Below are 22777 nucleotides of genomic sequence, written 5' to 3' on the forward strand. Positions count from 1 at the left end.
TTATGTCCTAATTAAGGGGAATCCACTTTATACCAATAATCTTTAAATAAAAGAGTTTTTTACGCTCCGGACATGTTAGTTCCCCTTCCCGGCTGCTCCTAGTTTCATCCAATTATCATATTGTATCATTTCCATATTTAACATATAATTTTTGTAGAATGGAATTATTTTCATAACGTAAAAAAGTCATCTTTGTTTATAAATATTCATGCTTGTTTATCAAAAATAATCTTCCGAGTTTCCTTATTTTATGCTTTTAAACTGGTAGATTGATAGGAGGATACATGAGATTTAGTACAAAGCTTTATGTTGGTTTAGGCATTATTTTTGTATTCATTACGATTTTAATTATTGTACTTATGAGTATGCTTCGACAGCAAAATGACAAAATGCATGTTCTTGCACATGATAAAACAGAAAGAATTAATGCAGCCTATACGTTAAAGAATGAAGTTACTAACTTAAGCAGACAAATATATGAATTATCCTCACAATCCTCTAAAACACTCAATGAAATAACAATGAGACAAATGGAAGAAACAAGAAAAGAAATAAACAAAGCGTATAATTTCTTAACAGAGAATGATAAAAGGGATGAAACGCAGGACTTATTAATAAAATTTTCGACATTATATAAACCCTTTGAAGAAAAGGGCCAACAAATAGTGGAAGCCGAAAATAAAAAAATGAACACCAATTTTTGGGCGAGAGAAAGTGATGAAAAAAATAGATTGTTACAAATCGCGAGCTCGCTTTATAGTGCCCAGATTAAAGAGATGCAAGAAGAACTAGAAGGTTCAAAAAAAACATATGATATTGTCGTATTAATGACCTATGTCTATATTATAGTCGGAGTAATATGCAGTATTGCATTGGCCATTTATTTAATAAGGGGATTAACAAAAAATCTACATAAAGTTACGAAAGTGATGTCCGGTGCTTCTTTTAGTAGAGGAATAAAGTTTCCAAGGCTGGAGATTAATTCGAAGGATGAAATAGGAGAAATTTCTCGTGCCTTTAATGAAATGGTAACAACTTTAGAAAAGTACTCTCGAGATGAAATTGAAAGCCGTGCAAAGGCAGAGGAGCAAAGTTGGCTTGACTCACGGTTGGCAGAAATAACAACTAGTTTTTCAATGGTAGAAACGATGGAATCTCTTGCAGATTACTTCATTAGTCAAATAACTCCTGCTGTAGGTGCGCAATATGGTGTTTTTTATCTGTTAAGCGAGAAGGGTAATGCCCGTTTCCTCAAGGAAATAGCAAATTATGCTTTTGATAACGAAGACAGACAATCTATCATTCAGCTTGGAGAAGGTTTAGTGGGACAAGCTGCAAAGGAGAATAAAAGCATCAGTCTTATTGATATTCCCAATGGATACATAAAGATTAAATCTGGATCAGGAGAGGCAGAACCAAAGCAGGTGCTTATTCAGCCCATTTCTTATGAAGGGGAAGTGTTAGCGATTGTAGAATTAGCCTCTTTGCAATATTTCCGACCGGTGCAGCAAAGCTTACTTAAAGAAGTGGGGGAATACTTAGGTATATCCATTCACGGTATTTATAATCGACTCGAAGTTAAGAGATTGCTAGAGGATGAGCAGCGTTTGACGGAGGAGCTGCAAAGCCAGTCGGAGGAACTACAAGCTCAGCAGCAGGAATTAATGGCTATTAATGAAGAATTACAGGCACAATACAGAGTGTCAGAAGAAAAGAATGCAGAGCTAGAAAAGATAGGAAAGAAGTTAGAGGAACAAGCCCAGCAGTTAATCTATAGCTCCCAGTATAAATCGGAGTTTTTGGCGAATATGTCCCATGAGCTTAGAACACCTTTAAATAGTATGCTAATCCTATCACAAATGCTCGTTGAAAAGGAAAATGAGAATTTAACTACAAAACAAATCCAGTATTTGCAGACCATTTATTATTCTGGTAATGAATTACTAAGGTTAATAAATGAGATATTAGATTTGGAGAAGATTGAGACTGGGATGATGGAAATAATAGAGGAACCAGTAAAAATAGAAGGGATACAAAACTGCTTGAAAAGCCAGTTTTCTCCTATCGCTAATCAGAAGAAACTTGATTTTTCTGTGAAAATTAATAAAGAGGTGCCTGCTTTTATAGAGACAGACACACATCGTTTAAATCAAGTATTAAAAAATTTATTGTCCAATGCTTTTAAATTTACAGAAAAGGGAAGTGTGGAGCTGATTATTCGGATGGAGGAGACAGCCAAGTTCAAGTTTGCCATGGCGGAAGAATCTATCGTATCCTTCACTGTGAAGGATACAGGGATTGGGATTCCTAAAGATAAAATGAATATTATTTTTGAACCATTTAAGCAAGCAGATGGAACCATCAGCAGGAAATATGGGGGAACGGGTCTTGGGTTATCTATCTGTAAAGAGATTTCCCGCTTACTTGGGGGAGAATTGGAAGCAACAAGTATCGAAGGAATGGGCAGTTCATTTTCTCTCTATTTACCTGTGAAACGCCAAAAGCAACAAGGAGCTGTCGAACAGTCACCTATTGAAGAAAGTTATCGACAAATTGCAGTAACAAATAATGAGTTAATCGACACTACGGAACTATATAAGAGTGCTAATTTAATAGGGAAGAAAGTGCTGATTATAGATGATGATATACGGAATATTTTTTCCATCCATGCAGCATTGGAAGAGTACAATATTGAAATTCTTTATGCAGAGAATGCGAAGGATGGGATCAGCCTTCTAGAGGAAAACGCGGATATTGATCTTGTGTTGATGGATATTATGATGCCAGAAATGAGTGGTTTAGAGGCTATTTCCATCATACGGAAAAAGGATAAATTTAAAACGCTGCCAATTATCGCCCTAACAGCAAAGGCGATGAAACATAATCGAGAACAGTGCATGGAAGCGGGAGCATCTGATTATATTAGTAAACCAGTAAATTTAGAGCAATTATATTCGCTTATCAGAGTTTGGCTTTATAAAGAATAATAGAGCGCAACTAGCATCTAGGTAACATTGGTAAATGGCTTGTTAATAGATAGGAGGCTTTATAAATTTATGCAGTATTCGGCTCAATCTATAGAACAAAAGAAAAAGCTATCTCCTTCCGTATCAGAACCAATCTATATTTTAATGGTAGATGATTTACAAGAAAATCTGATGGCCTTAGAAGCAGTATTAAATTCTCCTCGTTATCATTTGATTTTTGCTAAATCCGGTGAAGAAGCTTTAAAATGCATTTTGAAATATGACTTTGCCGTAATTCTACTCGATGTTCAAATGCCAGGCTTAAATGGGTTTGAAACAGCAAAATTAATAAAAGAACGAAAAAAATCACGACATATTCCCATTATTTTTATTACTGCCATCAGTCAAGATATTCATCATATTACACAAGGCTATCAAGCAGGGGCGATTGATTATATTGTTAAACCATTTAATCCAGATGCATTAAGAAGTAAGGTGGCTCAGTTTGTGCAAATTTTCGAAAGTCATACGACAAGCCTCCATGAAATGAATTGGCAAACAACGTCAGAATTGGAAAAAATGAATAAAGAATTAAGAATAACGAAAATGGATTTAACCAAAAATGCGGTATTCTCTTCGGTATTACAGAAGGCGTTACAAGACACCATTGTGACCTTTGATGAAGAAGGAATAATAATTAGTGTCAATCCAAGTGTGAAAAGAATGTTTGGCTATGTAGAAGAAGAACTTATAGGAGCTTCGATTGAAGTACTCTTACATTCTGTTGAATCAGAAACATCTGGAGAAACACCTATTACATTTGAGATGATGGTTCCTAAGTTAATCGGCAGAATGATAGAAGCGAAGGCGAAGCGGAAGAATCATATTATTTTTCCAGTAGATATATATATTGGAGATGCAATGGTAGAGGATTATCAATTATTCGTTTGTACGATTCGTGATATCTCTGAACGAAAAGAAGTGGAATTATTAAGAAAGCAGCAACTTGATCGCTTAGAGCATGCTGTAGAAGAAAGAACGCTGGAGTTATTATCCATGAATCATCAGCTGCATAGGGAAAGAGAAGAAAAATCTAAAGTAACAGATGATTTAATGCTATCGGAAGGACGTTTTCGACAAATATTTGAGGCGAGTCCATGTATGATGGCAATCCGCACCTTACAAAATCCTAGTTTTATTGCTGTAAATAATAACTGGGTAACAAGCACGGGTTATACAATCGAGGAATTGAAGGATGAGTGTTATCAGTGGGAAATATCGAAGGAAATTAATGGTATAGAAGAGAGCTTTCAGGAAGAAGAATGGCTGACTCCTTTTAAAAATCAAAGAGTCAACTTCATGCTGAAAAATGGAGAGCAGAAGCAAGGATTATTATCCACTGAAATTATAACGATTGAAAAGAAGAATTGTGTGTTAATTGTGTTAAATGACATAACAGAACGATTAGCATTTGAAAAAGAAATGGCAAGACTTGATCAATTAAATTTAGTTGGTGAAATGGCAGCTGGAATAGCCCATGAAATTCGTAATCCGATGACAACCGTTCATGGATTCCTGCAAATTGGAAAATCAAATCCTTCTAACCTTTCGCTAGAACATATGGAGCTCATGATTGATGAGTTAGATCGAGCAAATAAAATCATCAAGGAATTTCTAACATTAGCTAAAAATAAGACGAGCGATAAACGATTATATTCGTTAAATAGAATTATTGAAATTATTTTTCCTTTAATTAATGCAGAAGCTTTATTGACAGGAAAGAAGGTGAACCTTCAATTAGAGGAATGTCCAGAACTGTTTTTGGATGAGAAAGAGATAAGGCAGCTTTTATTAAACCTTGCTCTAAACGGTTTAGAGGCTATGGAGCCAGAAGGAATTCTTACGATAAAAACATTCTGTAAAGGAAAGTATCTTGTGTTGGAAATCATTGATAGCGGCAATGGAATCGATGAAGAAATATTAAAAAAGCTAGGAACCCCCTTCTTTACAACAAAGGATAATGGGACAGGACTAGGACTGGCGGTTTGTTATCGAATTGCTGAGCGTCATATGGCAAGAATAAAAGTGCATACAAGTGAGAGTGGTACAAAATTCTCCGTGTATTTTGAGATAGAGGAAGGAAAATAGAGATTTGCTCAGCTAGCAGTTCTTTATTTTTCTTTTTTATGACAAAAAATTGACTATAAGAGGGTTTTTCTAAAGGGAAACCGAATGTAGAGGAGAAAAATAATAAGAGAGGGTTTTTGCAAATGGTTCCACAAAGAGTTTCATTGCTTACCATAGGAGCATTACGGTTACCGGAATTGCGAAGGTTCTATCAGCGGCTTGGGTGGCTGGAAAAGGAATCAAGCTCTGATCAATATGCTATTTTTAAGACAGCAGGTGTTTTGCTAACATTGTTTCCATTAGAGGAATTAGCGAAGGATGCAGGAGTAGAACTGCAAAATCCTATGGAGGGTTATCGAGGGGCTACCTTTGCTATTAATGTAAATACCCTTGAGGATGTAGACGCAGTGATGGAAAAGTCAAAGAAGCAGGCGGGAAGATTATTAGAGAGGCAAGCGATGCCTTTTGGGGCGGAAGAACAGCTTATTTTGCCGATCCAGAAAATAATCTCTGGGAAGTTGCTTGGAATCCTGATTCTGTATTTGATGAAAGAGGAGCAATGATTGATTTTTAAAAGGAAATGGTGTTTTAAAATAAAGACTGATTATTTAAAGCAAAGTTTGATTAAAAGACATTTAATATTTAAATTAAATTAGGATAGAGTTTTTTTCAGTAAATGTAGGTAATTAAGAGAATCTATAATTATTTGATTATGTTAACTTGTTTATTCTATAGTTATGGAAGAAACGGGGCAGGTGTGCGGCCGAGCCTAGGTCGTATCATATAGCGGGTGGGATTCCCGCCGAGTAAGAATTAGCCATTCGCTCGTAGCGAGTCTTGGAGGATTAAAGGTAACTTTAATCTTTAAGCGTAGACAGTGAGGTAGCGGGCCGAAAGCCATATGGTTGAAGGGATTGAGCTCCATAAACGTTAGTAAACCGAGAGGGCTGATGCCTTACCTGCGTGCAGAAAGCAACATTTTATCCTTTGTTAAAGGCAAGAAGGATAAAACCTCTTTGGAGTCAGAGACCTTGGCACGTTATACATCGATATGATACGGCAACTCGGGAGACCCTATCGGTCTCTTCTTTATAGAAGAGTATGGTGTACAAGCGATAATAAGCAAGGAAACCAAATGCTGTTTAGGGAGTCGGATAGCAGCGTAGTACCAATGAAGTTGGGTAATACCGATGGAGGAAAGGCTAGCTACCAGTTATCACTCTTATTAGGGAAACATTTACTACACACAGAGGTAGGGATAAGAAATGGAAACAAAACTACTAAGGATAGCAGAATTAGCAAAATCTAATACCAAAATGAAATTTACATCTCTTGCGCATCTATTAAACGAACAATCACTCACTCATTGTCATTTTGAGCTGCCGAACAAGAAGGCAACCGGTGTGCATGGTACAACTAAAGAACAGTACACCGAGAATCTGGAAGAAAACATAATGGACTTGGCAAGTAGACTGAAAAGCAAAAGTTATCGCCCTGTCCCAGTTAGACGAATGTATATCCCAAAGCTTAATTCTGACAAGAAAAGACCATTGGGGATACCCGAACACGAGGACAAAATCGTACAAAAAGGTATTGCCAAAGTACTTAATGCGATTTATGAGAATGACTTTCTAAATTGTTCATTTGGGTTTCGGCCAAATAGAAACTGCCACGATGCGTTGAAAATACTAAACTTTTATATTGAAAAGAGAGCAGTAAGCTATGTAGTAGATGTAGATATTAAAGGTTTCTTTGATAATGTTGATCACAAATGGATGATGGAGTTCTTGAAACATAGAATAGCCGACCCAAACCTTCTGAGAATAATCAGTAGGTTTCTAAAAGGTGGATATATGGAAGAAGGTAGGAGATACAAAACGGAAACTGGTACACCTCAAGGTGGAGTAGTATCGCCTATCTTAGCAAATATTTATCTCCATTATGTTCTCGACTTATGGTTTGAGAAAGTGGTTAGGAAGCAATGTGAAGGACAGGCTTATATAGTAAGGTATGCAGATGACTTTGTATGTTGTTTTCAACACAAAAGAGAAGCTCAACAATTTTATGAGTCTTTAAAGTCGAGATTAAAGAAATTTAATTTGGAGATAGCAGAGGATAAAACGAAGGTCATTCCCTTCGGGAGGTTTGCGGAACATAACGCAAAAAGAATAGGAAATAGCAAACCAGCAACCTTTGATTTTCTTGGATTTACCCATTATTGCAGCAAAAGTAAACAAGGGAAATTTCGTGTAAAACGGAAGTCGAGCAGGAAGAAAGTCCAAGGTAAACTCAGAGAGACTAAAGAATGGTTGAAGACTAATAGGAATAAATCTATTCATTTAATCATGGATAGATTTAAAAGGTCACTTATAGGTTATTACAACTATTACTGCATTACAGACAATACGCAAACTGTAAATGGTTTTAAAGAGAAGATTGAAGAACTACTATATAAATGGCTAAATAGAAGAAGTCAGAGGAAATCCTTTACCTGGGATAAATTTAGACTCTTTCTACAGAAGTTTCCACTTCCAACTCCAAGAATTAAAGTAAACATATATGAATTAAGAAAAGAGATTAGCTATATTCTGTAAAAGATAATTAGGAGGAGCCGTGTGCGTTAATTGCGCAAGCACGGTTCTGTGAGGGGGGAGAGTACAATTTACCATAAGGTAGAAAGGCTCTCTTCTACTCGACTAGCGGAAGAAGGATTTACATATTTTTTGGTGAATATTTAAATGAACTTACTAAATTTATCAGAAGATGATGTAATCCATATGGCTAGTAAATCAGATTTATAATGAAAATTTCGCTTTTTAGAAATTATGTAGATATATGCGAAGGGGGATATACATGACTGAAATAAAAACACTTTCAATTCCAGACCCAATAACTGCCCTGCTAAATAACTATGAGATGACTATTGAAAGGTTATATATATTTAATAGGTTACTACCAGAAAGGGATACCAAAGAGAATGATTTATATCAACTAGCTGAAGAGTACTATAAAGTTTTAAAGCATGTTTCTAAAGAGCTATATAAGGATTTTTCAGTGGAGTTATTACCGGTTGGAGAGTTCTTAGAAGAAATGTCCGAGAGATTGGATGACGATGAAATTCAGAAATTAATTAAACCATTCTTAGAATAAATCTTGAGTAGCAAGCCCTAAATAGTGTTTCCCTAAGTTTATTATTTTTGCTCTAGTGGTGTTTTTAACATTTATCAATAAAACCTAATGAAAAATTCTTTAGAAAGATCGTGCTACATTCCTATAATAAATAAGATGCTTCTTTTGTCGCTATAGGGGCAGGTTAGCGGAAGAAGGATATTTACATATTAATAACGAATTAACGATGAACATAAACATAGTAAAGAAGATTCAGACCGTTTATATGAATTCAATAGTGACAATTTAAATTTGTAGGGTGATAAGTCAATGATAGGAATAAGCATTGCAACAAAGTGGGAATATGAAGCGACATTAGAATACTTTAGCATAGAAGATAACGAATGTTTCGGTTATCCTTATGGCGAGTATTTTACAACAACAATAAATGATACTGAACTTGTTTTTTATAGCACAGGTGTAAGAAAAGTAAATGGTGTCGGTGGAAATCAGTATATGATTTCTAAATTTAACTTAACTAAAGTAATCGTTGCTGGAACGTGTGCAGGAATAGATGATAAATTCAGTAATTTGGATATTTTTATACCTGATAAAGCCGTTCAATATGATTGTACAGTAAAAGAAATTGAACCTCTTATTAAACAATCCTTCATAGTCGATATTGATCTATCGAAATACGGAAATGATTTTTATACTGGAACAATTGCCACCGCTGATAAAGCAGTAGTTATGTGGAAGGACTATTTAGAACTAAAAGAAAACAAAATAACAATAGCAGATACAGAAGCGGGTGCTATTGCTTATATTTGTAAGAAGAATGATGTTGAATGCATTATCATTAAAGGAATATCTGATTTCCCAACAGATGAAAGAAACTGTAATAAATTCGAATCAAACATTGAACAAATTAATGTATATTTAGAAAACACACCAAAAGTTATGAACAAAATATTTGGGGAATATCTAAAGAGATTTATTTAAATTGATTTAAAGTCAATAGAAAGATGATGTTGATGGATTAATGCCCGCTTCTGTTGAAATCCTTATTGTAGAAACGGGGCAGGTTAGCGCAACAAGGAACATCGTAGATTTACAACGCTAAGTAAAAAACCTACCAAACGACGCTTTGGGAACCTAAAATACATAATTACATTTATGGTAATATTATTCTGTAAATCCATTACATAAAAAGGTGGGCATGGAACATGATTGTTAAAGTCGGACTTGATTATGATGATGATATAGAGTATATGATTTGTCCTGCAAAAGTCGGGAGAAATATTAAGCGATTACAAAGAGATTTTTGGATTTGGCTATTTGACCGAGAGAACCAGCATCCTTATTGGGAAATACATTATCAAGATGAAGAAGGAAATCCTGTTTATGGAGTTAGTTACCGTACAGATGCTTTTGTCTATTGGTTGAATAATGTCAGATTTACTAAAGGGAAAAAAGTCGCACGGTTAATAGAAGTTCCAAAGACATTACCTAAAAAAGCAATCCGATTTTAAGGATGTTGAAGTGTAGTAAAATTTATATAATATGCAGTTTCAATTATAATAACATTCCCAAATGACACTTTGGTAACTAACCTAGACATCCAATTAAGTGGTGGCATTATTAGCCACCTCTGAATGGAATGTTACTCAATAAGAATTTATAAAACCCGTTCAAAACATTCTGAACGGGTTTTACTATTCGTTAATTTAAATCAATTATAACAGGCTTCAATTGCTCTGTTTCAGCACTACTAATTTTTAATACAGGAACGACTTTTATAGAAGTTGTGTCTCTAGGTAGCTCTAATAAAAGAGTGCTATCACTAATATGATTAAAGCTTATTTTTTTTCCATCCATACTATATGCTTCAAAAGTATAAGTTTGCCCTTCAAAAGCTTGTGCAAAGTTAACTGAATAAGAAATTGTTGCATTCGTTTGGCCAATTCGAATATCCTCAAATGTAATGTTAAGTTCCTTATTTTGAGAAATAACCTGTTGATTAATGAGTTGTTGCTTGGACGGCAGCTTTTCGGCAGCTAAATCAAATGACCATTCTCCTCGAATGCCCGCCATATGCGTAAATGTAATAGGTAACGAGATGACATTTTCAGTAAAATCAGAAGGAACATCTAAAATAAGTGCACCTGTATAACCACCTTCAGTTTTTGTCAATGCCCCCAGTGAACCACCCCATGTAGACACGTCTTTGCCATCAAACATTTCGTAGGTAAAACCAGCTTCTGGTCCCTGATTGCCACCTATTGTATTCTTCACTGCACCAGTTGCTTTAAATGTGATGCCAACATATGCTGCATCATAAAAAACAGATGTGATTTCTACCTGAACATCTTGATCGTTTGCAATGAGTGACGTTTCAGTAAGTAGTTGCTCTTCGGCAAGTTGTTCACCAATCGACATTTGATATTTTTCATAAATGCCACCTATTAACGGGACTTGTGCCAATACATACGAAACAGGTATAAAAATAAAGCCTGAAGCAAGGAGCATAGCTGCTGCTGCAGACGTAAAATACGTCATGCGCTTTGTCATCTTTTTACGTTTCGTTTTCTTCTCCACCAGTTGCGCTTGCTCAATGCCTAAACGAATTGCTTGGAAAACTTCTTCTTTTGGCACTTCAATGTTATGTAAATCTTTGTGCATAGTAGTCATCTCCTAACTTTTGTTTTAATACTAGTTTTGCTCTTCGCAAATACGTTTTTATTGTCGATGGAGGCTTGCCCATCGAATTGGCAATGGTGTGAATCGGTAAATCATAATAATAAAACAATAAAATGGCATTCTTATATTCTGACTTTAATGTAGAAAGAGGTTCTGATAAATCAAGGGTAGGCTCTTCCTTTTGGTTCGATTCTAGAATGTAGGTGATTGTTTCTTCTGGTAAGGCAATCGATTTCTTTTTACGTTCTAATTCTCTGTAAGCTGTACGAATTAAAATTTTTACAAGCCACGTGCTAAAGTAGGCTGGTTCCTTCAGTTGAGTGATTGATAAATAAGCTTTGCAGGTAGCTTCTTGAATTACGTCTAATGCATCTTCTTTATTTTGCATATGGAGAAAGGAGATTTTATATAATTTCTCACTTTCAATTTTTAATAACTCCTCAAACGCGAGCTGATCTCCATGAATAGCTTTAAAAGCTAGATGAGCTTTATTAGTCATGAGCTGACCTCCTTTCACTTATTAGAGCAAATAACTGTATGATAAAGTTTCAAAATCTAAAAAGATTTTAGAAACCTGTAATTTGGAATTGTTTTAATACTTTAGTTTACACTACTTTAAAATGCAATTAGAGGCGTTATTTAGTACAACAAGGATTTCAACACTAGTATAAAGTATACAAGTTAAGCTTAATAAACGTTCCCAAATAAAAGTTTGGGAGTATATTAAAAAGCCACAAGTAATCGTTAAATCAACTAGACTAACCTAAATAAATGAGACACTATAAAACACCTTCGAATGGTACACTTAAACAAAGTACTAACTCGGAGGTGTTTTGCGTGGGCAAAAACATATATTCAAGTGAGGTTAAATGGGCAGTTGTTAAAGATAAGATGAGTGGTCAGTTTACGAATCAAGAAATCATGCAGAAATATGGAATTAAAAATGTTTCTCAAATCAAAACGTGGATGAAATGGTATCGGGAAAATCAAGTTCATCGATTCGATCAACCTATAGGAAAACAGTATTCATACGGGCATGGTCCAGATAATTCAAGTGATGAAGATAAAAAAGAACGTCAAATGAATCACTTAAAGCAGGAAAATGAAATCTTAAAAAAGTATTTGGAAATCGAAAAGGAGTTGAAAAGGAAATTGTCCTCCAATTAGTACAGACATTACGAAAAAAATATACTGTATCAGCTATTTTATCTGCTTTACATGTTCCAAGATCTACGTATTATCGCTGGGCATCTTCGCAACCAATGGAGTTATCTAAGGAGGAGGAAACAATTATTTCCCTCTGCAAAGAAACAAAGTACCGATATGGACACCGGAAGATCAAAGAGCTGTTAAAGCGTAATTATCAAATTAAATTAAACCGTAATACTGTTCAACGGATTATGCAAAAATATCATCTTCAGTGTAGAATAAAGCAAAAGAGAAGGTGGAAATCACAGGGGGAATCGGTCATTGTTGCGCCCAATTTATTACAGCGAGAATTTTATGCAAGCAATCCTAACGAAAAATGGGTAACGGATATTACCTATATTCAATATGGTCCAGATACTTTATATTTATCTACCATCATGGATTTGTATAACAATCAAATCGTTGCCTATAAGCTTTATCCCCATCAACAAACTTCTTTAGTAATGGATACCTTGGATGAAGCACTAGAAAAACGAGGGAATCCTGAAGGAATAATCATCCACTCCGATCAAGGCAGTGTCTATGCTTCTTATGCGTATCAAAGTCGGGTCAGAGAGCAAAATTTAGTCAGTAGTATGTCACGCAGAGGAAACTGTTGGGACAATGCCGTCATTGAGTCCTTTCATTCTAATCTAAAATCAGAGGAATTTCAGTATGTTAAATTCCATTCTTTATCTTTAAAAGAAGTAAAAGAGCGTGTAGATCAATTTATGAGATATTATAACGAAGAACGTATTCAAGAAAAATTAGGCTACTACACACCAATAGAGTTTGGTAATATGGCAGCCTAAGAAGGTGTTTTATTACTGTCCCATATTGCTAGGTCAGTCTACAACATTTTGTGGCTTTTTCTATGAACATTATTTATACACGGTTTTATGCAAGTTCTTTGAACGTCAGTTACAACAACGTTTTGGAAGTATATTGAACAATGCTGTACAATCTCAGTTATTGCATAAGACTTTGCATATTACTAGTTGTAAATCCACAAAAATTTGGCGAAAACCCCAAAAAAGGTGGCGTAATTTTTGCATTGATAACGCATTTAAGGAATTAAGTTCATAAAGTCATAGAAAAGATTGTGAAGTATTGTACTTAAACGAACGGGGGCGTTAGTTGAATAAAAAAGTATAGAAATAATCAAACTTTATTATAAAAAATCTAACAAAGTTATTAATAGAAAAACCATTTTGAACAATCTTTATTCAAAATGGTTTTTTGGCAATATTATTTATGTTTAACAAAGTCCATTACGTAGCGAATGTATTTATCATCTCTTGCAAGCCATACGCCATAATTTCGGCGCAGGAAGATTTCTCCTTGTAGGAAGGTAGAGAAGGTTTGTGGAAGCTTTGTTTTTTTATGGTTTATTGCCCACTGGTTTTTGCTCACTTGATAAAGGAAGAATACCTCATCTTGTTTATTTTCAAATAAAGTCCCAAGAGGAGAGTCTTTTTTATTGTATTCATTCTTTTTCGGGTCTTCCCTTAAAGGCTCTAAGGCAAAGGTTTCTAAGCAGTAATTTTGGTATGCTTTATCGGTTAAGTTGCAGCCAGATGCCTTTACATGACCTCCCCCGCCGTATACGCCCGCCACTTTTGATACATCTACATGATCATGAATCGTGCGGAATCCAAGTTTTTTTCCACCGATATTAACAATTGCTATGTAATCTAAATGAGGATATTCCTTGCCAAGTTCATTCCCCAATTCAGAATGGTATTGCTCTGCATATACAATGCCTGCATACAAACCGTCTATTTCCTTTTGGACAAGTTCACGACGTTTCCGACGGATGTAACGGTCAATTTTCTTTTCTTCCATATCTAGAATCTGTGTTTCTAGCTCATCGAAGTAGAAATGATCACTTTCCTTTAATCGTGTAACCATTTTTTCCACAAATTCATCAAATGAAATAAGATAGAAAAGTGCATTTAAACGTTGTGCTTCTAAATTATTGTTTCTTTCCCAATCCCATGTATCATATTGTCTTACCAACTCCACGAATTCTGATATTGCTGGAGAGGGAGTCATGTATTCATGTTTTACAAGGTATTCATATAATAAAGACGTGGCACTAGTCAAAGTTCCATCCTCATCTTGAACAGACACAAATCCCCATTCAAAATCATTTAAATGAAGAGCTGTTTTATGATGGTCGATTAGTTGTACCTTGCCACCCTTTTTATAATAGTCATCTAATCGAATCGTATTTTCTTCATTGACAGAAAGATCGGTAATAAAGAGAAAAGTGTCTTCCGTTTTTTGATCTAAGAACTTTTCTACTTCTTGGTTGAGAAAAGATACGGAATTATAACGCACCTCTACGTCTTCTCCGAATGCGAGTTTTGCAATAATGCCGCAGCCAACTCCATCTAGGTCATTATGCGATAATAGTTTGTACATTTTTTTCACCCCTGCCCAATAGTATAATCTAATATGAAAAAAATAGAACCGATTACGGCTAATTTCTTTTTGAAAAACACATTCTTACAAAGAAAAAAGGTGTCTCAGATAGGTTGTGCACCATATGTGAGACAGCCTTTTTGAATGGTTATTTCAATCCAATGGATACTTTTTCGCCGTCTATTTGAAGCTCTTTCATTTCTGTTATTCTTTCGAATAGAAGCTCATGGAGAATAACTCCTTTATGAATAAGAGAATGATATTCCATAATCGTTTGTTGGAAAGTGACTGGACAGTCGATATATAAATCAATTTTCTTATCGACTGGCAAGTTCTTTTCTTTCCGCAAATCTTGGACAGAACGAATCAGTACTCTGATGTTCCCTTCCTTTTTTAATGCCTCTGATATGGTAGTATCAAGCATTACGGTGAAATTTTTATTGGAAGCCTCATGATATCCAGGTAGATTTGTCTTTCTTTGGAGAAGTATTTCTTCCCCTGTTAAGGTAATACATTCTTTACTTTCTAGTTGGAAAGTTAAATATCCTTTATTTCTAAATAAATTTATCTCTTCTTCTGTTGCAGCTTGTAATTTATCCTTTATAAATTTAACACTTTTTCCTAGTTTTGGACCTGCCTTTTTAAAATTAAGTTTTAAAGAATATTGAACATAATCTTCTTGTGAATCTAGCCAGTTAATCCTTTTTACATTTAGTTCTTCTTTTATGATAGATTCAAACTGTAAAAAATCAGTATTCTGGTTACTGTTGTTCGAGAACATCAATAATGTAGCCAACGGTTGTTTTGTTTTTATTTGAAACCGATGACGAAGACTTCTTCCGAGCTCAACCACTTCTTTTACTTTTTCCATTTGTTCTTCTAATTGTTTATTTACCCTTTCAGAGTTTCTGGAAGGGAAATTAGTTAAATGAACGCTTTTCCCTGTTAAGGCAAGATGAATACTTTCAGATGTAAAGGGAATAAACGAAGCTAATAATTGTGATAAATGGATTAAAACACTATATAAGGTTTGAAAAGCAGAAAGTTTGTCTTCTGACATTCCCCTACTCCAAAATCGCTCGCGATTTCTGCGAATATACCAATTACTTATATCATCCATTAATGCAGCGATTTTTCTGGCGGCATTGGTCAATTGATATTGTTCCATCTCCGTTTGGACAACTATCGATGTCGTTTCTAAGCGAGAAAGAATCCAGCGATCCATAATTGGGAGGTTATTAGCTCTTGGTAAATTCGGATCAAAATGATCTATTTCAGCGTATAGGGAATAGAAATGAAATAAACTTAAGAATGTATCAATAATCTTTGATTTTGCCTCTTGGACATTTTTTTCTGAGAATCTCTTTTGATTCCATGGAGCACTGTCTGCCACAAGCGCCCACCGTAGTGCATCTGCGCCATATGTTTGGATAAGCTTTACAGGGTCTAATGCATTGCCTTTGCTTTTAGACATTTTTTGTCCTTGTTCATCTAGTACATGCCCTGTTGCTACCACATTTTTATATGGTGCTTTGCCAGAATAAAGGACGGAAACAGCTAACAGTGAATAAAACCATCCTCTTGTTTGATCGATTCCTTCCACAACTACATCTGCAGGGAACTGCTGTTGAAGTATGCCGCTATTCTCAAAAGGTGTATGATATTGGGCAAATGGCATGGAGCCACTATCAAACCATACGTCGATCACTTCTGGTGTTCGATGCATTTCCCCACTGCATGAGGGACAAGTTAAGATTAGTTCATCCACATACGGTTTGTGCAATTCTAAATGGTCAAAAGGATTCTTCGTATATTTTTTTAGCTGTGCTATGCTTTTAGGAGCTATTTCTGTTTGGCAGCAAGTACATTGCCATACGTTTAGTGGAGTTCCCCAATAACGGTTTCGGCTTATATTCCAATCGACTAATCCATTAAGGAAATTTCCAAAACGGCCATCTTTTATATGTTCAGGGTACCAGTTTACCTCTTGATTTTTCGCGATCAGCATTTCCTTTGCTGCGGTTGTTTTGATAAACCAGCTTTCGGTTGCATAATACAAAAGAGCTGTGTCACAGCGCCAGCAATGTGGGTAGGAATGTTCATATTTTTCTTTATGGAATAACAGTCCCTTTTGATGAAGCATTTTGATTATCTCGACATCCGCTTTTCCATCTTTTACAAAGGTGCCTGCTAAAGGGGTAATGGCTTCTTTATATCTTCCCCTTTCATCAACTACATGGACAAAAGAAAGGTCGTTCGCTTGCACAAGATGATAATCATCTTCGCCATAAGCTGGGGCAATATGGACAATTCCAGTTCCACTGTCACTTGTGACGAAATCACCATGATGAATAGTATGACCTTTCTCCACTTGCACGTAAGAAAATGGTGCTATATAGGAAAGTCCGAGTAAGTCTTCCCCTTTTAATTGTTCGATCACCTCTCCCTCTGTACCAAATACTGCCTGTAATCTATTTTTAGCGATGATAAATACATCGTCCTCCATTTTAATCTTTACATAGTCCAAGTCTTTATGAACTGCTAATGCAACATTTGCTGGTAATGTCCACGGGGTCGTTGTCCAGCCTAGTACATATTCATTCTCCTTTGAAGCAAGCTTGAATTTGACAGTAGCACTTAAATCTTTTACATCTTTATAACCTTGAGCCACCTCATGTGAGCTTAAGGAGGTCTGACAGCTAGGGCAATATGGAGAAACACGATGCCCTTTATACAGCCAGCCCTTCTCATGAATGCTACCAAGGATATTCCAAACAGATTCAATATAATCATTACTCATGGTCATATAAGGATCATCCATATTAACCCAATAGCCTAGTTCTTTTGTAAATGTGCGCCATTGTTGTTCATAGGAGAATACGCTAGCTTTACATTGTTCAATAAAAGGAATCACGCCATATTTTTCGATTTCTTGTTTTCCGGAAATACCGAGTGCCCTTTCTACGCCTAATTCCACCGGAAGCCCGTGCGTATCCCAGCCCGCTTTGCGAATGACTTGTTTGCCGTTCATTGTTTGAAACCTGGCAATGATATCCTTGATCGTTCTACCTAACGCATGCCCGACGTGCGGAAGCCCATTGGCTGTTGGCGGTCCTTCATAAAATACAAAGGGTTCTTTATTTTTGCGCTGTTCAATTGATTTTTGAAAAATTTGCTCTTCTTCCCAAAAAGCGAGAATTCTTTCTTCGCGGCCTCTGTCTGTTTCTTTTGGTGTTTCCATCCATATCCCTCCATAATAATCAATAAACATTCCAGTATAGAAAGATATTTTTCGGAAATAAAAAAACACCCGTCCCTATGTAGGGACGAGTGTATTATTTATAACCCGCGTTACCACCCAAATTCTGCTTGGCAAAAAGCAAACAGCGCTTAGTCAACGTACTATCATACGTGTTCCTTTTAACGGTGGAAATCCGTCAAGACTTACTAACTGCTCGGGTTCTGCCTTGCATCTCAGAGATGATTTTTCCGGTTTGCTTTCCTTACTGGCTTCCACCATACCCAGCTCGCTAAAAGGGACACAAAACGTACTTTTTCTCTTCATCGATTTCTATGAATTGGAATGTTTTGTATAGGATAGCACTTTTAAATGGTAAACTCAAGAGACATTAACCTAATTTAAGATAAAAAAATAAAACATGAGAAGTGGGAGGAAATACAGCCACAAAACTGTCATAGTATCGAGACTGGGATTTTGTTAGAATGATAGGTAGTGATTGAATAGGCTTGAAAGGGAGTAGAGACATGAAGAAAGTATTAAATATAGCCTTTTTTTATGCGATTTTAGGATTGGTTAGTGGTGTTTACTATAGAGAATTTACGAAAATGAGAGATTTTACAGGTGAGACCCAGCTCTCCGTGGTGCATACTCATTCGTTTGCTTTAGGAATGATGATTATGTTAATCGTCTATCTATTCTGTTATACAATGAAAATCCATACACTCAAAAACTTTGATGTATTCTTTTATTTTTACAATATTGGAGTGCTTTCTACTATTACGCTAATGATTATTAGAGGAACGCTGCAAGTGCTTGAGTTTGATTTATCAAGCGGGTTAGATTCTGCTATTTCGGGAATCGCGGGCCTAGGCCATATTGCCGTTACCATCGGATTAGTCCTGTTTTTTCTTTTATTGAAAAAAAATCACCATGAAAATATTCGGACGAAGTAGACAAGAGCTGTTTTTCCGAAGCTTATTGAGAGCAGCTGCTTCGGAAAAACGCTAGATTAATTTAAGAATTTGCCAGCTTGTTGAGGAGGTCAATTCTATAATGGGATAGCGCAAGTAATGGAAAAATATGATTATAGCTATGATAATAAATATAGAATTGAGTTGGTAAGCCGATGCCTGTTGGATAAGTAATGGTATGATTCTCCCTTTTTTCTTCTAATAAATATTGTATTCCCCTTTTTACTTCTCTGCTCGCTCCTTCTCCTGCTGCGATTAAAGCATCGACAGCCCAAGCTGTTTGTGATTCCGTGCTAAACGGCAGCGGCACATACGTTAGTTTTTCACAGCTTTGACAGGATTCTCCCCATCCGCCATTTGAATGTTGAATTCTCTTCAGCCAAGTTACTGCCTTTTTGATTGTTGGATGATTTAAAGACATACCAACAGCTGTTAAACCTGTAAGGGCAGCCCATGTACCGTAAATATAACAGACTCCCCATCTGCCATACCAAGAGCCATTTTTCTCTTGATTATCGCTTAGCCAATCTACAGCCAGTTTTATATGAGGATGTGTATAACGCAGATGTGCAAAATTACCTAAATATTCTAGAACTCTTCCTGTTAAGTCAGCGGTAGATGGATCTACTGCTGCATCTTTTGCATTTTCAATAGGAACGAGTTTAAGTATTTCCCAATCTGTATTTTTTTCAAAGGCGCCCCATCCGCCATCTCTGTTTTGCATGGAAAGCAAATAGTTTGTGCCCTTTTGCCAAGCTTGATGAACAGTTGGATTTTTTGCAGCTGCAGCGGTTAAGGCGCGTAGAACAGCTGAGGTATCATCATTGTCTGGATTATTAGTGTTAATGTCAGAAAATCCCCACCCGCCAGGTTCTGTACGGGGATTATGAACCTGCCAATCGCCTCTTTTTGTATGTTGCTTTGTTAGAAGATATTTTGTTGCTTTTTTTATCGTAATAGATTCTGAAGTCATGCCCGCTTGTTGTAATGTATAGCTAATTAATCCTGTATCCCACACGGTGCTGGTAGAATTTTCTAGGTGGCTGAGTTCCCCTCTTTTATCAATAAGAGAGGAGAGACCTGAAACTGCTTTTTTAATAACAGGTGAGTCTTTTTTATAGCCAAGAGCAAGCAAGGCATAAATCATAAAGAAAGTGGCACTGGCATAACTGTAGAGCGTTCCATCTTCTTCGAGTCGATCTAGCATATATTTTTCGCCATATTGAAATCCTAAATGATGAAGATAGGCTGGGAATTTTCCGATTCTTTTCATTTCGTTCCACAGGAAGGTAAGGGGTGACCGCTCATTTTCTAGGTATTCGTAAGATGGATAAAGAGCTATACCTCTTACAAATAAATCATCTAGCTTTGCTTTTGGCTGAAGGGTAAACTTTTTATTGGATGCTATTAACATAGGAATGAAGTGAATCCGGGCATAGGCGCTAAATTGGTAGAAGTTAATAGGCTGAAACGTTGGCAGCAATAAAAATGTCATCGGAATGTATATCATATGGGACCATGGGTATAAACCATTGACGGAAAGCATCCATTTTATCATAAAATGAGCTTTCGCTAAACCACCATTTTTTATAATAAATGATCTTGCCTTCTTCATCTGTTGATCGTCCTTCGTATAATGGCCAGAGTATAGAAGGGCAGTATACGCAATAATGGTTGCTGATAAATGACCATTTGGCTCATCACGATATGCCTTCCAATACCCTTCTTTCTCCTGGGTTGTACGCAGTGTTTTAGTCAAAAGACGGATGTTTTCTTCTTCGGTTTCGATATTTAAAGCTCTAATCGTAATGATATAAAAAGCATCTGTCATTAAGCTACCTTGAAAACGGAATTGAAAAGATCCATCTGTCTGCTGATGTTCAACAAGTTTCTTTATCCGTCTATGTTGCTCTTTTTCAACTGTTTCGAGAATTGTATTCAATAAAGTCACCTCAACTTTAAGATCGTATTAGTAAACTTTATGCATCAAAAGGAAAATCATATTCAGAAATATTTATATTTTCTTTTTTTAGTGGTTGAAATTGGAAAGGAAGAGGACTATAATAAAACATAATTTAATGGAGCGAACATGTTGATCAGAAGGAGTAGCCTAAGAAACTTTTTCAAAAGAGAGCAGTCGGCAGCTGAAAAGATTGTGTAAAAGTCTTTGGTGAAGACATCTGTGAGTGTTACTTTGAAGATTGTACAAACAATTAGTAGGAGTAACCGGCCATCACCGTTATGATACAAGTGGTTTTTTGAAAAGAACAATTTGGGTGGTACCGCGGATAATCCGTCCCTTTTATAGGGGCGGTTTTTTGTTGTTTTTTTCTAAATTACAAGATAGGTTCACGACAGTTTTCTACCATCGTATTTTTGTTTCAAATGTGTACAGAGCAAAAAGATAGGGCTTTTCTTATAAGGAGGTGAGTACCGTGGATGATGATGATGATAACGATATGAATCAAAAAAAATTACTGATTATTTTAGGAGGAACAACGATATGGAATCTTCAAAAAGGGTACTCATCTCTGAGTGCGAACAGTATGTTGGAAAGGAAGTAGTATTAAAGGGCTGGGTGAAGAAAATCCGACAGCTCGGAAAGGTTGGTTTCTTGTTATTAAGAGATCGCACGGGAACGATTCAATGTGTCCTTGAGCAAGAGCAGAATCAACTGAAGATAGAGACAGAAAGTGTCGTTCAGGTGACTGGAGTTCTTGTTGATACGGAAAAAACAGCAAATGGAGTAGAGCTTCAAGTAAGGGAATTAACGATTCTAGCAGAAGCTGGCCCTTTGCCATTCGAAATTAATAAGAACCATGTTAAGGTAGGATTAGATCATTTATTAAACCACCGAGTTCTATCATTAAGACATGAGCAAATTAATGCTATTTTTACGATTCAATCTATGTTTGTAAAAGGTTTTACAGAGTTCCTAACTACTGAAGGCTTTACGCGCATTTTTACACCGAAAATTGTTTCACAGGGAGCAGAAGGCGGTGCTAATGTTTTTACCTTTAACTATTTTGATAAGCATGCTTATTTAGCGCAGTCCCCTCAATTTTATAAACAAATGATGGTTGGCGCTGGGTTTGAACGAGTGTTTGAAATTGCACCTGTATATAGAGCAGAAGAGCATAATTCATCTAGACACTTAAATGAATATATTTCCCTAGATGTTGAAATCGGCTTTATTGACAATGTGGAAGAAGTAATGGAGATGGAAAGGCGGGTTCTTCAATATACTTTTCAGTATGTAAAGGAGCATTGTCCAAACCAGTTAGATTTATTAAAAGTCGAAATACCGGTATTGAATAATATACCAAAAATGACATTAGAAGAGGCACAGCAGCTATTAAAGGATAAGTATCAGAAGAGCTCTCCTGAAGGAGATTTAAATACGGAAGGGGAAAAATACATTGGAAGGTATATAAAAGATAAGTATGGAAGCGATTTTGTTTTTATAACAAATTATCCAAGAACTTCGAGACCAATGTATACAATGCCAAATAAAGAAAACCCAGCTTTAACTGATTCTTTTGACCTTTTATATAAAGGCAGCGAAATTACTTCAGGTGGACAGAGGATTCATTGTCAAACGGAACTGATAGAGTCTTTTAAGGAGAAAGGGTTAAATCCAAGTGAGTTTACAACCTATATCAATTCCTTTGCTTATGGAATGCCACCACATGGAGGATTTGGAATTGGATTAGAACGTATCATCATGAAGTTTCTAAATTTAGGAAACATCCGCGAAGCAAGTGCTTTTCCAAGAGACTGTGACAGACTTATTCCTTAGAAGGAGATTGTAGAACCAGTGCTGGACGTAAATAAAATTTGCTCTTTACTCGTACACTCGTAGATCCATTTGGAAGTATTTGATGTCCAAAAATAGAACCACATTACGAATAGAGGCAAATTTTATTTACAAGGGTAAACGATAAAAGAAGCAGCTTATTCATAAAAAATTTAGACAATTTGGTAGGGAGGGGTTTCTTTTCCTTTTAGAAAAGGTATATAAAAAGGAGCTAGATTATATATACATAATG

General features: G+C 35.9%; 15 protein-coding genes and 2 other annotated features. Of the genes, 10 read left to right on the forward strand and 5 right to left on the reverse strand.

The window, feature by feature from the left end; all coding sequences use genetic code 11:
• Window positions 1-284: 284 nt before the first annotated feature.
• The 7 genes from NSQ92_RS23835 to NSQ92_RS23865 all read left to right on the forward strand — a co-directional run bounded on the left by NSQ92_RS23835 (window position 285) and on the right by NSQ92_RS23865 (window position 9733).
• Entirely contained in the window at window positions 285-2987 is a 2703-nt protein-coding gene (locus NSQ92_RS23835) for a response regulator (RefSeq protein ID WP_341153263.1), read from the forward strand.
• A 69-nt stretch (window positions 2988-3056) separates the two neighbouring features.
• Window positions 3057-5114, forward strand: a complete 2058-nt coding sequence (locus NSQ92_RS23840) for a response regulator (protein WP_095322831.1) — start codon at window positions 3057-3059, stop codon at window positions 5112-5114.
• Between the two features lie 421 nt (window positions 5115-5535).
• Complete coding sequence (locus tag NSQ92_RS23845; protein WP_341153306.1) at window positions 5536-5667, forward strand: hypothetical protein; 132 nt, start codon at window positions 5536-5538, stop codon at window positions 5665-5667.
• 691 nt (window positions 5668-6358) lie between these two features.
• Complete coding sequence (gene ltrA, locus NSQ92_RS23850; protein WP_341132227.1) at window positions 6359-7687, forward strand: group II intron reverse transcriptase/maturase; 1329 nt, start codon at window positions 6359-6361, stop codon at window positions 7685-7687.
• 259 nt (window positions 7688-7946) lie between these two features.
• On the forward strand, window positions 7947-8243 hold the full coding sequence (locus NSQ92_RS23855; RefSeq protein WP_047944984.1) for a hypothetical protein: 297 nt from the start codon (window positions 7947-7949) through the stop codon (window positions 8241-8243).
• A gap of 288 nt (window positions 8244-8531) precedes the next feature.
• Window positions 8532-9203, forward strand: a complete 672-nt coding sequence (locus NSQ92_RS23860) for a 5'-methylthioadenosine/S-adenosylhomocysteine nucleosidase family protein (protein ID WP_047944985.1) — start codon at window positions 8532-8534, stop codon at window positions 9201-9203.
• 224 nt (window positions 9204-9427) lie between these two features.
• Window positions 9428-9733, forward strand: coding sequence for a hypothetical protein (locus NSQ92_RS23865; protein ID WP_047944674.1), 306 nt, complete (start codon window positions 9428-9430; stop codon window positions 9731-9733).
• A gap of 190 nt (window positions 9734-9923) precedes the next feature.
• Here the strand turns inward: NSQ92_RS23865 and NSQ92_RS23870 are convergent, their stop codons facing one another.
• On the reverse strand, window positions 9924-10892 hold the full coding sequence (locus NSQ92_RS23870) for a DUF4179 domain-containing protein (protein ID WP_235844568.1): 969 nt from the start codon (window positions 10890-10892) through the stop codon (window positions 9924-9926).
• On the reverse strand, window positions 10864-11400 hold the full coding sequence (locus NSQ92_RS23875; protein WP_047944676.1) for a sigma-70 family RNA polymerase sigma factor: 537 nt from the start codon (window positions 11398-11400) through the stop codon (window positions 10864-10866). Before NSQ92_RS23875 ends, NSQ92_RS23870 begins: the two co-directional genes overlap by 29 nt.
• Before the next feature lie 338 nt (window positions 11401-11738).
• On the opposite strand from NSQ92_RS23875, the gene NSQ92_RS23880 reads away from it, so the two are divergent.
• A protein-coding gene (locus NSQ92_RS23880; RefSeq protein ID WP_341132941.1) for an IS3 family transposase occupies window positions 11739-12901 on the forward strand; the annotation gives its coding sequence in 2 pieces (ribosomal slippage) (window positions 11739-12015 and window positions 12015-12901; 1164 coding nt in all).
• Between the two features lie 436 nt (window positions 12902-13337).
• Here the strand turns inward: NSQ92_RS23880 and NSQ92_RS23885 are convergent.
• A complete protein-coding gene (locus tag NSQ92_RS23885; RefSeq protein ID WP_061801186.1) occupies window positions 13338-14516 on the reverse strand; it encodes a DHH family phosphoesterase in 1179 nt (392 codons plus the stop codon).
• 148 nt (window positions 14517-14664) lie between these two features.
• On the reverse strand, window positions 14665-17757 hold the full coding sequence (ileS, locus tag NSQ92_RS23890) for an isoleucine--tRNA ligase (RefSeq protein WP_341153264.1): 3093 nt from the start codon (window positions 17755-17757) through the stop codon (window positions 14665-14667).
• 78 nt (window positions 17758-17835) lie between these two features.
• Window positions 17836-18090, reverse strand: a binding site (T-box leader).
• Window positions 18091-18281: 191 nt separating this feature from the next.
• On the opposite strand from ileS, the gene NSQ92_RS23895 reads away from it, so the two are divergent.
• The gene (locus NSQ92_RS23895; RefSeq protein WP_047944678.1) at window positions 18282-18710 is read left to right on the forward strand and encodes a DUF2871 domain-containing protein; all 429 of its coding nucleotides are present in this window, start codon (window positions 18282-18284) and stop codon (window positions 18708-18710) included.
• Window positions 18711-18771: 61 nt separating this feature from the next.
• Here NSQ92_RS23895 and shc read toward each other — a convergent pair whose 3' ends face one another.
• Window positions 18772-20670: a squalene--hopene cyclase gene (shc, locus tag NSQ92_RS23900; RefSeq protein WP_047944679.1), complete on the reverse strand. Its 1899-nt coding sequence runs from the start codon at window positions 20668-20670 to the stop codon at window positions 18772-18774.
• 141 nt (window positions 20671-20811) lie between these two features.
• Window positions 20812-21032: a binding site (T-box leader), on the forward strand.
• A gap of 199 nt (window positions 21033-21231) precedes the next feature.
• Between shc and aspS the strand changes: the two genes are divergently transcribed.
• Complete coding sequence (aspS, locus tag NSQ92_RS23905) at window positions 21232-22527, forward strand: aspartate--tRNA(Asn) ligase (protein WP_047944680.1); 1296 nt, start codon at window positions 21232-21234, stop codon at window positions 22525-22527.
• The last annotated feature ends 250 nt before the right edge of the window (window positions 22528-22777 follow it).

The sequence above is a fragment of the Niallia sp. FSL M8-0099 genome, from assembly GCF_038006945.1.
Classification (GTDB): domain Bacteria; phylum Bacillota; class Bacilli; order Bacillales; family Cytobacillaceae; genus Niallia; species Niallia circulans.